The sequence below is a fragment of the Streptomyces sp. NPDC017056 genome, from assembly GCF_044332485.1.
In the GTDB taxonomy this organism is placed as follows: Bacteria; Actinomycetota; Actinomycetes; order Streptomycetales; family Streptomycetaceae; genus Streptomyces.
In genome coordinates, this window is sequence record NZ_JBIRPD010000008.1 from 166,841 (window position 1) to 182,146 (window position 15,306).

Below are 15,306 nucleotides of genomic sequence, written 5' to 3' on the forward strand. Positions count from 1 at the left end.
CAACGCGTCGGCGGAGATGCCCGACTCTCGGCACGGCTACGCCACTTGCACGCCGATGAGGCAGGTGTCGTCGTCGGTGTCGGACTTGCTGTGGGTCAGCAAGCGGTCGAGCCGGTGCTCAAGGGAGGGTGCGGGGGTCTGCGCGGTGGCGAGGAGCTGGGCCAGTGAGTCGTGGATGGCGGTGTCCCGCCGCTCGACCAGGCCGTCGGTGTACATCAGGAGGGTGTCGTCCGGCTCCAGTTGGAGTTCGGCCTCCTGATAGGTCGCTTCCGGGAGGGCGCCCAGGAGGAGCCCGCCTATCAGCGGCAGCCTGGTCGCTTCGCGGCCTCGGACCAGTACCGGCGGCAGGTGGCCGGCCCTGGCCCAGCGCAGGGTGCGGGTCCCGGGGTCGTACAGGCCGCAGACGGCCGTGGCGGTGACCTGGTCGGTGAGGTGGTGGGCCACGATGTTCAGCCAGGACAGCAGCTGGCCCGGGCCTGCCCCGGTGATGGCCAGGCCGCGCAGCGCGTTGCGCAGGACCACCATGCCGGTGGCGGCCTCGATGCCGTGGCCCGCTATGTCACCGACGCACAGGAGAACGCGCTGCGAGGGCAGGACGACCGCGTCGTACCAGTCGCCCCCGACCAGGGATTCGGTCTCCGCGGGCCGGTAGCGTACGGCGATCTGCAGGCCGGAGGCGTCGATGGGGCCGCGCGTCGGCGGCATGATGGCCTGCTGGAGCTGCAGCGCGAGGCGGTTGCGCTCGGCTGACTCCTGTTCGGTGTGCGCGAGCTGGTCGCGGGTGGCGGCGAGCGCCACCTCGGTCCAGTGCTGGGCGGAGATGTCCTGGTAGGCGCCTCGTACGGCGAGGAGCCTGCCGTCGGCGTCCCGTACGGGTTCCGCGATCACCCGGATGTGCCGGGTGACGCCGTCCGGGCGCCGGAGGCGGAAGGCGGCCGAGGCGGAGCGCTGGTGGTGGAGGACGGCGCGCACGAAGCGGCCGATGGCGATGCCGTCGTCCGGGTGCGCGTGGGCTGCCAGGTCGTGCAGGGGCACGGGGGTGCCGGTGGGCGGCCGTCCGTACAGGGCGAAGAGCTGCCCGTTCCAGGTGATCTCGCCGGTCAGGAGGTTCTCTTCGAAGCCGCCGATACGGCCGAGGCGCTGGGCGTGCTGGAGGAGGCTGGCGAGCCGGGCGGTCTCGTCCTCGATGCGCCAGATGAGCAGCACGCTGTCGCCGTGGCGGCTGACGCTGATGTCGGCGACGGCGGCGAGAGGTACCTGGTCCACCAGGGCGGTCAGGGTCATCCGCCGGGCGCGGAAGGGCTCTCCGGTGGCGTAGACGCGCTGGACCTTGTCGAACAGTTCGCTCTCGTCGGCGGCCATCGGGTACGCCTCGAGCAGGAGTGCGCCGTTGACGGAGCTGCGGGGGCGGCCCGCCGGGTCCATGAAGCGCTCGTTGACGTGGTGGATACGGAAATCGGTCAGGTGCCCGTCGGCTCCGAGGTGGGGCGTGAGGACGAGCGCCGGGTCGTAGAGCCCGTCGGCCAGGTCCACCAGCTCGGCCACGGCGGGTACGTGCCGGGCGGCGGACGGCCCGTGGCCGCGCGATGCGGAGGTGGTCTCCAGGGTGGTGGCGCACAGTTCGGCCAGGGCCTCGATCTGGCGCATGATCACGGGCGGCTGCGGGGGGAGCGGCTGCTGCCAGCAGATCTCCAGGACGCCGTGGATGCGGCCGCCGGTGCCGGCGAGCAGGGCCACGCGGCCGCCGTGCGGGTGGTGGGTGCGGCCGATCGAGGGGATGCCCGTCTCGGACAGGGAGGCGAACCTGACCGTGTCCCGTTCGGTCAGTGCCTGGCGGGCGACGGTGACCACGCCCGGGGGCACGTACCGCCAGCGCACCGCCTCGTCCGCGGGGAATCCGGCGTGGCCGGACAGGGTGAGGGAGGTGTCGCTGCCCGCCGACCAGATGGCGACGGCCGTGGCCCCCAGCGGCGCCAGCGCGTGCTGCAGGAGGGAGTCGGCGACGGCTTGGGCGTCACCGGCGGCCAGGGCGGCGCTCTCGGCCGTGCGCAGGCGCACTCCGACGGCCGGGTCCTCTTCGGCGTGTCCGGTCCGGGTGCGCTCCAGGAAGGCGCCGGCTACTTCCGTCACCCGGTCGCGGGCCGCCTGGTTGATGATGTCCACGGCCAGCTCCAGCTGGGAGACGGCGGCCTTCTCCGCGAGTTCGGCGAGCTGCCGGGTCGCCTCGGCCGGTCCGCAGTGGAGCCGTTCGACCATGATGCCCTTGGCGAGTTCCATCAGGGCGCGGCCGTCGGCTGCCGCGTGCGCCGCCTGGACCTCGCCGCGCAGGCGTTCGACGGTGGCGGCCAGGCGGCCGACGGCGGAGGTGTGGTCGGGGCGGGCGCCCGCCGGCCCCGGCAGGGCCTGTACGGGGGTCGGCGGCACCCCGTCCCCGGCCGGGGTGCCGACGTGCTCGGAAGTGCTCATGATGCTGCCGGTTCCTCGATGCGGTGGGTGCGTCTCGTCAGAGGGGACTGGAAGGGCACGCCCGGCCGGGCGGGCGGGCGCTCCTAGGAGGTCAGCCACCGGCGGACGCAGTTGATCAGGTCGTCGGCGTCCACCGGCTTGGTGACGTAGTCGCTGGCTCCCGCGGCGAGGCTCTTCTCGCGGTCACCCGGCATGGCCTTGGCCGTGACGGCGATGATGGGCAGGTGGGCATGGGCCGGCGTGCGCCGGATCTCCGCGGTCGCGGCGTAGCCGTCCAGCTCGGGCATCATCACGTCCATCAGGATCAGGTCGATGTCCGGATGCTCGGTGAGTGCCTCGATTCCCTTGCGTCCGTTGTCCGCGTGCCGGACGTTGAGGCCGTGTACTTCGAGGATGCCGCTGAGCGCGTACAGGTTGCGGGCGTCGTCGTCCACGACCAGGACGGTGCGGCCGCTGAGGCTGCGGTCGACGGGCCGGGGTGCCTGCTGGACGGTCTCCTCGGGGCGCACCAGGGGCAGTACGTCGCCCGGCTGCTCGGCGGACAGGTGCAGGGCGATGCGTTCGCGCAGTTCGTCGAGGCTGGAGAGGAGTTCCAGCGGCTGGGTGCGGGCGCGCGCCTGTAGGACGCGTTCCTGCTGCGCGTCCAGGCGCCTGCCGTTGTGGGCGAGGACGGCCACGGTTCGTACGGCCGCGTCGCCGTCCATCGCTTCCAGGAAGCGCAGGGCTTCGTAGTCGGCCATGTCCAGGTCGAGGACCACGCAGTGGAACGGCTCGGCGGCCAGCGCGCCGGCCGCTTCCTGAGCGCCGACCGCGGAGACGACCTCGATGGTGTCCGGGCGGTCGCCCAGGTCCTGGCCGCCGGTCAGCTCGGCGACCGCGCTCTCGGCCACGTGGGAGAGCAGCCCGCGGGGACGCTCCTCGATCACCAGCAGCCGGCGGGGCGGCGCGGGTACGGCGACGGGCCGGCTCTCGTGCTCCTCCCCCGCCTCGCCTGCCGGATCCTCGACGGCCGCTGCGCCGCCGGACGGCTTCTGCTCCTGGAAGTCGGCGCGCGCGACGGGCAGGTAGAGGGTGAAGACGCTGCCCTGCCCCGGCGTGCTCTCGGCGGTCACCGCGCCGCCCAGGAGGTGAGCGATCTCGCGGCTGATGGACAGCCCCAGGCCGGTGCCCCCGTACTTGCGGCTGGTGGTGCCGTCCGCCTGCTGGAACGCCCCGAAAATCACCGCGAGCTGCTGCTCGGCGATGCCGATGCCGGTGTCCTTGACGCGGAAGGCGACGACGGGGCCGCCGCGGCGCACGGTGTCGGGCAGTTCGCTGTCGGCGGCGGGCTCGATCCGCAGCTCGACGCTGCCCTGTTCGGTGAACTTGACCGCGTTGGACAGGAGGTTGCGCAGGACCTGCCGCAGCCGCGCGTCGTCGGTCAGCAGGTCCACCGGCACCCCTGGCGCGGCCACGATGGCGAATTCGAGGCTCTTCTGCGTGGTCAGCGGCCGGAACGTCGCCTCGACGTAGTCCAGGAGCTGGCGCAGCGCCACCCGTTCCGGGTTGATGTCCATCTTGCCCGCCTCGACCTTCGACAGGTCGAGGATGTCGTTGATGAGCTGGAGCAGGTCCGAGCCGGCCGAGTGGATGATGCCCGCGTACTCGACCTGCTTGGGCGTGAGGTTGCGCGTCGGGTTCTGCGCCAGCAACTGCGCCAGGATGAGGAGGCTGTTGAGCGGGGTGCGCAGCTCGTGGCTCATGTTGGCCAGGAACTCCGACTTGTACTTCGAGGCCAGCGCCAGCTGCTGCGCCCGGTCCTCCAGCTCCTGCCGCGCCTGTTCGATCTCCAGGTTCTTGGTCTCGATGTCGCGGTTCTGGGAGGCGAGCAGCTCGGCCTTCTCCTCCAGTTCCGCGTTGGACCGCTGGAGTTCCTCCTGCTGCCGGGTCAGCTCTCCGGAGCGGGCCTGCAGCTCCCCGGCCAGGCGCTGCGACTCGTCCAGCAGCTCGTCGGTACGCGCGTTGGCGACGATGGTGTTGACGTTGACGCCCACCATCTCCATGAGCTGTTCCAGGAAGTCCTGGTGCACGGGGGTGAAGGAGGTGAAGGACGCCAGCTCGATGACGCCGAGGACCTGGTCCTCGACGATCATCGGCAGCACGATCAGGCTGCCCGGCGCCGTCCGGCCCAGGCCGCAGGAGATGCTGATGTAGTCGCCCGGCACTCCCTCGGCGACGATGGTACGGCGGCTGCGCGCGGCCTGGCCGACCAGGGATTCGCCCAGCCGGAAGCGGTCGTTCCCGGTGGCTTCGGCGGAGCGGCCGTACGCGCCGACGAGCGTCAGCACGGTGCCCTGCTCGGTCTCCTCGGCCAGGTAGAAGGCGCCGTACTGGGCCGAGACGAGGGGCGTCAGCTCGTCCATGACCAGCTCGGCGACGACCGCGAGGTCGCGGTGGCCCTGCATCAGCCCGGAGACGCGCGCCAGGTTGCTCTTGAGCCAGTCCTGCTCCTGGTTGGCCCGTGTGGTCTCCCGCAGGGACCGCACCATGGAGTTGATGTTGTCCTTCAACTCCGCGACCTCGCCCGAGGCGTCCACCGTGATGGACCGGGTCAGGTCCCCCTCGGCGACCGCGCTGGTCACCTCGGCGATGGCCCGCACCTGCCGGGTGAGGTTGCCGGCCAGCTCGTTGACGTTCTCGGTCAGCCGCTTCCAGGTGCCGGACACGCCCTCGACCTCGGCCTGCCCGCCGAGCCTGCCCTCGCTGCCGACCTCGCGGGCCACGCGGGTGACCTCGGAGGCGAAGGAGGACAGCTGGTCGACCATCGTGTTGATGGTCGTCTTGAGCTCCAGGATCTCGCCCCGCGCGTCGACGTCGATCTTCTTCGACAGGTCACCGTTGGCGACCGCGGTGGTCACCTGGGCGATGTTGCGTACCTGGCCGGTGAGGTTGTTGGCCATCGAGTTGACGTTGTCGGTCAGGTCCTTCCACGTACCGGCCACATTCGGTACGCGCGCCTGGCCGCCGAGCATCCCTTCGGTGCCGACCTCGCGCGCCACCCGCGTGACCTCGTCCGCGAAGGCGGACAGCGTGTCGACCATCGTGTTGATCACCCCGGCGAGCGCGGCCACCTCGCCCTTCGCCTCGACCGTGATCTTCTGCGACAGGTCGCCCTTGGCGACCGCGGCGGCCACCTGGGCGATGGAGCGGACCTGGCCGGTCAGGTTGGAGGCCATCACGTTGACGTTGTCGGTCAGGTTCTTCCACGTGCCCGACACGCCCCGTACGGTGGCCTGGCCGCCGAGATTGCCCTCGGTGCCGACCTCGCGCGCCACCCGCGTGACCTCGTCGGCGAAGGCGGAGAGCTGGTCGACCATCGTGTTGATGGTGTTCTTCAGCTCCAGGATCTCGCCCCGGGCGTCCACGCGGATCTTCTGCGACAGGTCGCCCTGCGCGACGGCGGTCGTGACCTCGGCGATGGACCGCACCTGCGCCGTGAGGTTGTCCCCCATGACGTTGACGGATTCGGTCAGGTCCTTCCACGTACCGGAGACGCCCTTGACGTCGGCCTGGCCGCCGAGCCGCCCTTCCGTACCGACCTCACGGGCGACGCGGGTCACCTCGTCCGCGAAGGCGGAGAGCTGGTCGACCATCGTGTTGATGGTCGTCTTGAGCTCCAGGATCTCGCCCCGTGCATCGACAGTGATTTTCTTCGACAGGTCGCCCTGGGCCACCGAGGTGGCGACCGCCGCGATCGAGCGCACCTGCGACGTGAGGTTTCCGGCCATGAAGTTGACCGAGTCGGTCAGGTCCCGCCAGGTGCCGCCCACCCCGGGCACCTGCGCCTGACCGCCGAGCCGCCCTTCCGTACCGACCTCACGGGCGACGCGGGTCACCTCGTCGGCGAAGGCGGACAGCTGGCCGACCATCGTGTTGATGGTCGTCTTGAGCTCCAGGATCTCGCCCCGGGCGTCCACGGTGATCTTCTGCGACAGATCGCCCTTGGCGACCGCGGTGGCCACCTGTGCGATGTCGCGCACCTGGCTGGTGAGGTTGCCGGCCATGGCGTTCACCGAGTCGGTCAGGTCCGCCCAGGTGCCGGAGACGCCCGGGACCCGGGCCTGCCCGCCGAGCCGGCCCTCGCTGCCCACCTCGCGCGCCACCCGGGTCACTTCCGAGGTGAACACGGACAGCTGGTCGACCATTCCGTTGAAGACGGTGGCGATCTCACCGAGCAGCCCGTCGGCGTCGTCCGGCAGACGCGTTCCGAAGTTCCCGTCGCGTACGGCCGTGAGCCCCGCGAGCAGCTGCCGCAGCTCCGGCTCCCCGACCTTGCCCCCGGTACGCGCCGACCTCGTCCGCGACGCCGGACGTGTGTCCTCGCCCGCCGTCTCAGCAGCCATGACCCAACCTCGTTCCACTTACCGGTCCCCCTGCGCCAGGCACGACGGTGCTGTGATCCCTGCCTGCCCGCAAAGGCGCGCACGCCCGTGCCCCACGCCGGCACCTCGTGACCTTGCCGCACGGCAAGTAGGTAAAAGACTACCCCGAGGCATCACAACGGAAGACATGACTACCCGACTTGTGTGCGTCTGGGACGGCGCCCCGGCACCCCCAGCAGCAGCAGCCACACCTTGTCCACGATCTCGTGACCCCGCCGCCCGGGGGCGCACCGAAAGCCCTGATCGCCACTGTCGCAAACCCCTGTTGAGGCCGCGCGGCCGGCGTACATAGCGTGGCCGCGTGAGCAGACGAGGAATGGGCGCGGCATGGCTGGGCGTCGGTGTTCTGGTGCTGGCGGCGTGTAGTGGCGGTGAGGCGGGAACGCCGCGCCCTCCGTCGGAGTCGGCGCAGCCCTCGTACCCTTGCGGGGCTTCGGGTCCGGCCGGGTCGCCGTCCGCGCGGTCGGGGACGGTGCGCGGGGACGGGGCCGCGCTGGTCCACCGGGAGCGCGGGAAGGGCAGCGCGCAGAACCCGGCGTTCGCGCCCGACGGGAAGTCCGTGCTGTTCACGGCCTTCCACGGCGGGTACAACGAGGGCGCCGCGGCGCTGCGTGTGCTTCCGCTGGAGAGCCGGCACAGGCGGGGCGGGTGCGGGGCGCGTGACCTGCTGGACGAGGACGACCGGGCGGCGGTGAACCTGCCCGGTTCGAGCTGGCGGCCGTCGGCGGGGGTGACGTTCGCCTCCGACCGCTCGGGAAAGGACGAGATCTGGGTGCTGCGGCCGGGCGGGCGGCCCCGGAGGGTGACTGATCACTACGGGGATTCGGGATACCTGGAACCGAGTTTCTCGCCGGACGGGGAGTGGATCGTCTTCCAGGAGAGCGTGCAGCGGGAGGACCCGGACGGAAGCGCGGCGCTCGCGGACCGGGCGGCTGCCGGGTCCCTGTGGAAGGTCAGGCGGGACGGTACGGGGCAGACGCGGCTGGTGGACGGCCCCGCGAGCCGTACGGACAACCGGGAGCCCAACTGGTCGCCGCGCGGCGACCGGCTCGTCTTCCAACGGCGGGAACTGGGCAGCGACGCCTGGGCGTTGTACGTGATGAACGCCGATGGGAGCGGTGTGCGCAGGCTGGCCGCCCCGGAGGGGGAGCACACGGACGCGAGCTGGTCGCCGGACGGCCGGTCGGTGGTCTTCTCCTCGACCGCGGGCGGGCTCGACCTGCCGAAGATCTTCGTCATGCCGGTGGCGGGCGGGGGCGGGCCGGTGCAGGTGACGCGGGAGCGCGGTACGTACGACGGGGCGCCCAGCTGGTCGCCCGACGGCCGCTGGATCGCCTTCGAGTCCCACCCCGGGAGCGAGGACCGGCCCACGTCGCTGTGGCGGGTCCCCGCTCCGGGGAAACCGTGACGGCCGCCGGCCGGCCCGGTCAGTTGACGGTGACGTTGAGCAGCGCGTACTGCGCCACCGTCAGTTCCACGCTCACCTTGTCGCCGTCCGTCTTCCAGGCCACCGGCCTGGGCCCGGGGTCGGAGGCGTCCGGCGAGCTGACCGTGGCCGCCCGTACGCGCCGGCCGGCCGGGACGGTGAGGCCGACGGTGCAGGTGGTGGGCTTGGTCGTGAAGGCCGTGGGGGTGTCGCCGAAGACCGTGAAGTTGACCAGTTGCACGATGGCGGCGTCGCCGAGGTAGCTCAGCTCCAGGTGGACGCGCGGATCGCCGGTCAGTGTGACGGCGGGCGGGGCGGCCGCGCGGACCGGCCCGAGGAGCGTGTCGGCGGTGGGCTGCTGGGTGCGCGCGAGGTATTTCAGGCCGAGCAGGTCCTTGAAGAACCAGCAGGTGCCCTGGCCGAACGCGGTGCGCTTGGTCGCGGGCACCGGGTCCGCCTTGCGGAAGCCGAGGACGTCGGCGAGGGCGTACTCGGCGCGGGTGTCGCCCCGCTCGTCGAGGCCGGTGGGCGCGGGCCCCGTGATCACGACGGTGCCGCCGCCCGCCACGTACGAGCGCAGCACGTCCGCCTCGGCGGTGGCGACCGCCTGCAGGTTGGGCAGGTACAGGACGCGGTATCCGGCCAGGTCGCCGGCGCTGAGGCCGGGGCTGGGCACGGTGTTGAAGGGGATCTGCGCGAGCACCAGGGATTTGACGGTGCCGCGGAACTCGCCCAGCCACTTCTGGTTGGTGCAGCTCTCCTCCGGCGTGTCGAAGCTCCACCAGTCCTTGACGCCGGCGGGCGGCTTGGTGTTGACGTACATGCCGCTGCCCTCGACCGGGCTGACGAAGTCGCGCGACGCGGAGGAATGGTAGACGCCGACCGTGGCGCCGGGGGCGGCGGCGAACAGCTCCTCCTGGTGGGCCGCGACGAAGCCGTACATCCGGGTCCGCATCGCGGTGTCCGTGCTGTCGGTCTTGAAGGGGCTCTTGACCTCGTACGGGTTGCAGCCCGCCGCCAGCGTCTCCGCCATGACCAGCGACGCGTCGTCGGCCTTCCAGCCGTAGGAGAAGGCCCAGGCGGGCTTGGTGCCGCTGGCCGCGCGGGCGTACTTGTACATCGAGATCAGGCAGGTCCAGTCGGACACCGTGGCGTGGCGCATCCCGTCGTAGTTGCCGAGGACGTCCACCTCCCAGACGTGGCTGACGCCGTCGGCGCGGCGCAGGTGCGCGCCGTCCAGGCCCACGGTGGTGGCGTACTTGTAGTCCATGGTCACGGTTTCGACGAAGGTGACCAGGTCAGGGTTGACCGAGCGGCCGGCGGCGGCGATGTCGAGCTGGAACTGGTTGAGGTTGCGGTGGCGCCACTCGACGTAGCGGCGGAAGCCCGGGTTGGTCCAGTCGACCTTGGTGGGCAGCGCCAGGCCGGTGTCCGCCTTGAAGGCGGCCGCCGCCCAGGTGGAGGCGTCGCACCAGCTCAGCGCGCCGTCGAAGTAGATCGGTACGTCCGGCCAGATCGCGTCCACACCCGTACGGGCCAGGGCCTTGATACGAGTGAGGTAGTAGTCGCGCCAGGGGGAGTTGGGGCTGACCCAGCAGCTCTCGTCGCCCGGGTCGACCCAGACCACCAGGCTTCCGTAGAAGACGTTGGGTTTGCCGTCGAGACCGCGCTGCACCCAGTTCTTGCCGTCGCTGTCCTTGTAGAAGGACTTGCCCTTCTCCCCGCCGGCGCTGATGACTTCCAGCGACGGGTAGTACACGACCACCCGTATCCCGGCGGCGTGTGCCAGGTCGGAGAACCGCTTCAGCTGCGCCATGTGCGCGGTGAACTCGGCGTCCGGCAGCCAGTTGGACAGGATGGTGTCGACCTCGATGACGCTCACGTGCTGCGCCTTGAGCTTGTCGATCACCGGCTTCATGTCGCGGGCCGGGTCGGCGTCGTCGTCGAACGTACCGTCGGCGACGCGGGCGAACCTGGCCCAGTCGGGGAACGCCGCACCGGGGGCTGCCGCCGGTGGGCCGGCCGCCGTGGTGGCCGGGGAGGCCGGGGAGGCCGCCCACGCCGAGCCCGGCGCGCGCCCCCACAACCCCGGCAGCAGGCTCGTGGTCACGGCCAGCCCGCCCGCCCCCAGCCCGCTCTGTAACAGAGATCTGCGGCTCAGTCTGCGTCTTTCGTCCATCCGCCTCACACCCTCACATCGGGTACCGGCTCCGGTACGCCGTCCCGGGAACGTTCCCGATTCAACTCCCGTCTCGTGCGGTCATGCCCCCGGCACGAGCAGAACGGCCGGAAGTAGCCGTGGACCGGGTCACGGGCGCCGCTCTTTCCTGACCCGCAACTGCTCGTCCTCGGGGCTCTCCCGGGCGACCGGCCACCCGACCGTGACCGGCGCCGGCCAGTACCCAAGTCCCCTTGACTCCCCTTTGTTCAAGCTGCCACCATATTGGTCACTTTGCATATGTTTTCTCCCCGTTTGAGAAGGCCGGTTGCGCGGACGCGAGCCGGGACCGCAACTGCGTAAGGAGAGCCGGCCGCACTGACTGAAGAGGTGTTATGTCAACAGGGGATGGGTGCATCGGCGTATAAGGAAGCGATGGGCCACAGAGAGAGGCATACATGTCTGACGCGTTAGTTGACGCCGTGACCAGTGCGAGGGGACGAAGGCAGCGCGAGCAGCGCCGGGTAGAGCTCGTGCCCATCAAATCCTTGCGGCTCTCCGCTCCCGTGCAGATCGCCGGCGAGCAGGCGCGAAACGGCCGGTCGCCGACCGAAGAGAACACCCCGTCCTCCCCCGTCGTCGTGCACCGCCCCACGATGAGAGTCGTCGACGGACTGCACCGCCTGTGCACGGCCCTGCTGCGGAACAAGGAAAAGGTCGAGGTCGTCTTCGTCGACGGCACCGTGGAGGGCGCCTTCGTCCGCGCCGCCCAGCTGAACGCCGGGGACCGCACGCCACTTCCGCACACCGACCGCATGGCCGAGGCCACGCGCATCATCGAGAGACACCCGCAGTGGTCGGACCGCCGGATCGCGGAGGCCGCGGGCACCTCGCCCGCCACGGTGGCCTCGCTGCGCAGCCGGTGCACGGGCCCCGACGTCCGGTTGGACTCCAGGATGGGACGCGACGGCCGGGTGCGTCCCCTCAACGCGGCCGAACGGCGCAGGCACGCGGCCGAGATCATCCTGGACCGGCCCGAGGCGTCGCTGCGCGAGATCGCCGCGGCGACGGGCATCGCCGTCGCCACGGCCCGGGACGTACGGGAGCGGCTGCGCCTCGGCGCCGACCCGGTGCCGGCGAAGCTGCGCGGCGCCGAACGGCGGGACGCGTCCGGTGCCGAGGCGCAGGAGGGCGACGACACCGAGGCGCGGGCGCACGACGAGGTTCCGCGTGCGCTCGGCCGGTTGCCGGCGTCGGGTGCCGCGGCGCCTTCCGTCGTGCCGAATCTGCGCAGGGACCCCTCGCTCCGGTTCACCGAGGCGGGGCGGACGATACTGCAGTTGCTGAGCGCCCAGTCGCTGGACGCCGCGAAGCGGCGCCGGCTGGCCGACGCCGTGCCCTCGCACCGGGTGTCCGACGTGGCCAGGGCCGCTCGCCGGTGCGCCGAGCAGTGGCTGGAGTTCGCCAGGGAGATCGAGCTGCGCGCCGCCGAACACCGGCCGCAGGCCGGATGACGCCGAGCGCGCCCCCGCCGGCCGGTACGGCGGCGGGGGCGCGTGGGCGGGCGGGTGTGCCGCCCGGTCACGGCAGGCTTTCCTCGACGCGCGGCGGCCGCTTCGCCGCGGCCCTTCGTGCCGGGATGCTCTCGTGGCCTTCGGGGATGTGGCGCATCCGGGTGACGGCCCAGGCGGCGGCCGCGCCGAGCACGACCAGGAACAGCCAGGGCAGCCAGCGCATGCCGTACCGGTTCCCGAGGTCGGACAGGTACCCGATGAGGAAGTTGCCGCCGGCGGCCGACAGCCCTGCGGCCATGGAGAACATGCCGATGTACGTGCCGATCAGGCCGGGCGGCGCGTAGGAGACCGCGACCTCCTGGGAGAGGGAGATGGCGATCGTGTGGCCGACGGCCAGGACGACCGTGGCGGCGAGTACCGGCAGCGCCGACAGGAGCATGCCGGGCACGGACGCCGACGAGACGCCCTCTCCGGGCGGCCGGCCCCCTTGCAGGGCTCCGGAGAACGCCGTGGGTACGAAGGCCAGCCCGCAGAGCGCCACTCCGAGGGCGACGGCACGGCCCCGCCCCAGCCTCCTGGGGACCCGGGTCGCCAGGGGGACGCTGCCGGCCATGCCGATCACCGCCATGACGACGAAGATGAGGCTGACCGAGCCCGCGCTGCCGGTCACCCGGGTGATTTCCATCGGCAGCAGCAGGTACAGCTGGTTGTAGGCGACGAAGAGCACGGACACGGCCGCGACGAACACCAGGAACGGCCGGTCGCTCATCAGGTACCGCCAGTCGCCGAACACCGACCGGCCGCTCTTCGCCTGCGGCTGCGGTGGCAGCAGGAACGCCTGGGCGGCGGTCAGGACGGCGAAGACCCCGGCGGACACCGCGGCGACCACGCGGAAGTCCCACAACAGGAGCACGCTGCCCAGCAGCGGGCCGAACAGCGCTCCCGTATTGCCCGCCATGTTGAACAGGGCGTAGGCCGCCAGCTTGTTCTCGCCGGCCGCCCGCGTGAGGTACGTACGCGTCGCGGGGGTGAAAACGGCACCCGAGATGCCGGTCACGACAGCCGCGGCCATGATGCCGGGGAGCGAGTCGAACATCGCGAACATCACGAAGGCGACCGACCGCAGGGCGCAGCCGCTGAGGATCAGCCACCGGCAGCCCAGCCGGTCCGCCGCGGTACCGCCGAAGAGCGTCATGCCCTGCTGGCTGAGCGTACGCACGCCGAGCACCAGCCCGACCAGGGCGGCGGACAGGCCGAGGTCACCGCTGAGGTGGGCGGACAGGTTCGGCAGGATCAGGTAGAACCCGAGCATCACGCCGAACTGGTTCACCATCAGCAGGCGCACCACGGGGGACGACTCCCGCCAGGTGGCTACCGTGCCCATGCGTCCCACCGCTCTTTCCTGACGGCGCGCGCCGCGTCGACGAAGGCGTCGTTCTCCGCCGGGGTGCCCATGCAGGCCCGGAGCCGGCCGGGCACTCCGCTGTCCCGGACGAGCACTCCGTGGCCGAGGAAGGCGTGCCAGGCCCGGCGGCTGTCCTCGAAGCGGCCGAACTGGACGAAGTTGGCGTCGGAGTCGGTGACGTCGTAGCCGATGGCGCGTAACTCGCGTACCACACGGTCGCGTTCGCCGGTGATCCGGTCGACGTAGGCCAGCAGCACGTCGGAGTGTTCCAGGAGGGTGAGGGCGACTGTCTGGGTGAGGGAGGAGAGGTGGTACGGGAGGCGGACCAGCCGCAGGGCGTCCACCACGGCCGGGGCGGCGGCGAGGTAGCCGAGCCGCAGCCCGGCGGCGCCGAACGCCTTGGACATCGTGCGGGTGACCACCAGGCGCGGGCGCCCTTCGGTCAGCCGCACCAGGGAGGGCCGGCGGGAGAACTCCGCGTACGCCTCGTCGACGACGACCATACAGGGCTTCGCGGCCTGGGCGGCCTCGTACAGGGCCGCGACGGTCTCCGCGGGCACGGCGGTACCGGTGGGGTTGTTCGGCGAGGTGACGAAGAGGACGTCGGGCCGGTGCGCGGCGATGGCCGCCCGCGCGGCCGGTACGCCGATGGCGAAGCCGGCGCCGCGGGAGCCGGCGATCCAGCGGGTGCCGGTGCCGCGGGCGGCCAACGCGTGTACCGGGTAGGAGGGTTCGAAGCCGAGCGCCGTGCGGCCGGGGCCGCCGAACGCCTGTAGCAGTTGCTGGACGATCTCGTTGGATCCGTTGGCGGCCCAGACCTGGGTCCCGTCCACGGCCCGGCCGGTGGTGCGGACGAGGTGGCGCGCGAGTGCCTCGCGCAGCTCGACCGCGTCCCGGTCCGGGTACCGGTTGAGGCCGCGGGCCGTCTCCCCCACCCGTTCGGCGATCCGCCCGGCCAGCCAGTCCGGCAGGGGGTGGGGGCTTTCGTTGACGTCGAGTCGTACGGTGGCGTGGGTGCGCGGGGCGCCGTACGGGGTCTTGCCGCGCAGTTCGTCGCGGGCGGGTAGCTCGTCGCGGGCGGGGGTCTCCCCGCGGACGGAGGTCTCGTCGGTGGAGGTCATTCCGGCGGCGCCGCCTTTTCCAGGAAGTCGAGGACGAGGGGGCTCGCCGTGCCGCGGAACTCCTCGAAGTAGGCGTGCCGGGCGCCGGGCAGCAGGTGCAGGCGGGCGTCCGGGATGCGGTCAGCGAGCAGGGACGCGTTGGCGGTGGGGTTGAGGAGGTCCTCGGTGCCGTGCAGCACCAGGGTGCGGGCGCGGATGCCGGGCAGCTCCTCCCACGCGTCGTGGTCCCGGCTGGCGGTCAGGTGGCCGCGCCGGGCGTGGGCGGGCATGGCGGGGTCCCCCATCGTCTGGTGGGGGCCGGGGTGGGCGGCGAGCCAGGCGGGCGTGTACATCAGCTCGGCCAGGGCGCGCCGCGCGGCGGCCGGGTCGGCGACGGCCAGCGACCGGCGTACGGCGGCACTGCGCTCGACGCCGAACCGGCCGCCGGGGGACGTACAGCCCAGGACCAGCGAACGGACCCGCCGCGGGTGGTGGGCGGCCAGTTTCTGCGCCACCCGGCCGCCCATGGACGTGCCGTAGACGTCCGCGCGGTCGATGTCCAGCGCGTCGAGCACCGCGACCACGTCCTGGGCGAACTGCCGTGTGCTGTACGGCGCATCGGGCGCCTCGCTGCCGCCGGTGCCGCGGTAGTCGAGGGTCAGGGTGGCGCGGGCGGCGTGGAAGTCCTCCCGTACCCCGTCCCACCAGTGGTGGCTGTTGGCCTGGCCGGCGAGCAGGACCAGCACGGGTCCGTCACCACGGAGTTGGCAGGCGATACGGACCCCGTCCGGGGTCGTGACGAGCGGCACAGCTGGC

Annotated in this window: 8 protein-coding genes; 2 read left to right on the forward strand and 6 right to left on the reverse strand. The window is 71.9% G+C overall.

What is annotated here, in order from left to right; translation table 11 throughout:
* Window positions 1-36: 36 nt before the first annotated feature.
* Both ACH4OW_RS16770 and ACH4OW_RS16775 read right to left on the reverse strand, forming a co-directional pair.
* Window positions 37-2,466 (reverse strand): SpoIIE family protein phosphatase, encoded by a 2,430-nt coding sequence (locus ACH4OW_RS16770; protein ID WP_398028406.1) that lies wholly within the window; start codon window positions 2,464-2,466, stop codon window positions 37-39.
* A gap of 83 nt (window positions 2,467-2,549) precedes the next feature.
* Complete coding sequence (locus ACH4OW_RS16775; RefSeq protein ID WP_398028408.1) at window positions 2,550-6,848, reverse strand: HAMP domain-containing protein; 4,299 nt, start codon at window positions 6,846-6,848, stop codon at window positions 2,550-2,552.
* Window positions 6,849-7,359: 511 nt separating this feature from the next.
* Between ACH4OW_RS16775 and ACH4OW_RS16780 the strand changes: the two genes are divergently transcribed.
* On the forward strand, window positions 7,360-8,295 hold the full coding sequence (locus ACH4OW_RS16780) for a hypothetical protein (RefSeq protein WP_398028410.1): 936 nt from the start codon (window positions 7,360-7,362) through the stop codon (window positions 8,293-8,295).
* Window positions 8,296-8,314: 19 nt separating this feature from the next.
* On the opposite strand, the gene ACH4OW_RS16785 is transcribed toward ACH4OW_RS16780, so the two are convergent.
* On the reverse strand, window positions 8,315-10,423 hold the full coding sequence (locus ACH4OW_RS16785; RefSeq protein ID WP_398028412.1) for a hypothetical protein: 2,109 nt from the start codon (window positions 10,421-10,423) through the stop codon (window positions 8,315-8,317).
* A gap of 581 nt (window positions 10,424-11,004) precedes the next feature.
* Between ACH4OW_RS16785 and ACH4OW_RS16790 the strand changes: the two genes are divergently transcribed.
* Window positions 11,005-11,985 (forward strand): hypothetical protein, encoded by a 981-nt coding sequence (locus ACH4OW_RS16790; protein WP_398028414.1) that lies wholly within the window; start codon window positions 11,005-11,007, stop codon window positions 11,983-11,985.
* A gap of 67 nt (window positions 11,986-12,052) precedes the next feature.
* On the opposite strand, the gene ACH4OW_RS16795 is transcribed toward ACH4OW_RS16790, so the two are convergent.
* From ACH4OW_RS16795 to ACH4OW_RS16805, 3 genes are read right to left on the reverse strand one after another with little or no spacing between them, the layout of a single operon-like run.
* A complete protein-coding gene (locus tag ACH4OW_RS16795) occupies window positions 12,053-13,369 on the reverse strand; it encodes an MFS transporter (RefSeq protein ID WP_398028416.1) in 1,317 nt (438 codons plus the stop codon).
* On the reverse strand, window positions 13,357-14,511 hold the full coding sequence (locus ACH4OW_RS16800) for a histidinol-phosphate transaminase (RefSeq protein ID WP_398028418.1): 1,155 nt from the start codon (window positions 14,509-14,511) through the stop codon (window positions 13,357-13,359). Before ACH4OW_RS16800 ends, ACH4OW_RS16795 begins: the two co-directional genes overlap by 13 nt.
* Window positions 14,508-15,299, reverse strand: a complete 792-nt coding sequence (locus ACH4OW_RS16805) for an alpha/beta hydrolase (RefSeq protein WP_360137408.1) — start codon at window positions 15,297-15,299, stop codon at window positions 14,508-14,510. The genes ACH4OW_RS16800 and ACH4OW_RS16805 overlap by 4 nt, the downstream gene beginning before the upstream one ends.
* Window positions 15,300-15,306 lie beyond the last annotated feature (7 nt).

Coding starts and splice junctions, on each gene's coding strand:
- ACH4OW_RS16770 (WP_398028406.1), bottom strand. CDS start 2,466: ATGAGCACTTCCGAGCACGTCGGCACCCCGGCCGGGGACGGGGTGCCG.
- ACH4OW_RS16775 (WP_398028408.1), bottom strand. CDS start 6,848: ATGGCTGCTGAGACGGCGGGCGAGGACACACGTCCGGCGTCGCGGACG.
- ACH4OW_RS16795 (WP_398028416.1), bottom strand. CDS start 13,369: ATGGGCACGGTAGCCACCTGGCGGGAGTCGTCCCCCGTGGTGCGCCTG.
- ACH4OW_RS16800 (WP_398028418.1), bottom strand. CDS start 14,511: ATGACCTCCACCGACGAGACCTCCGTCCGCGGGGAGACCCCCGCCCGC.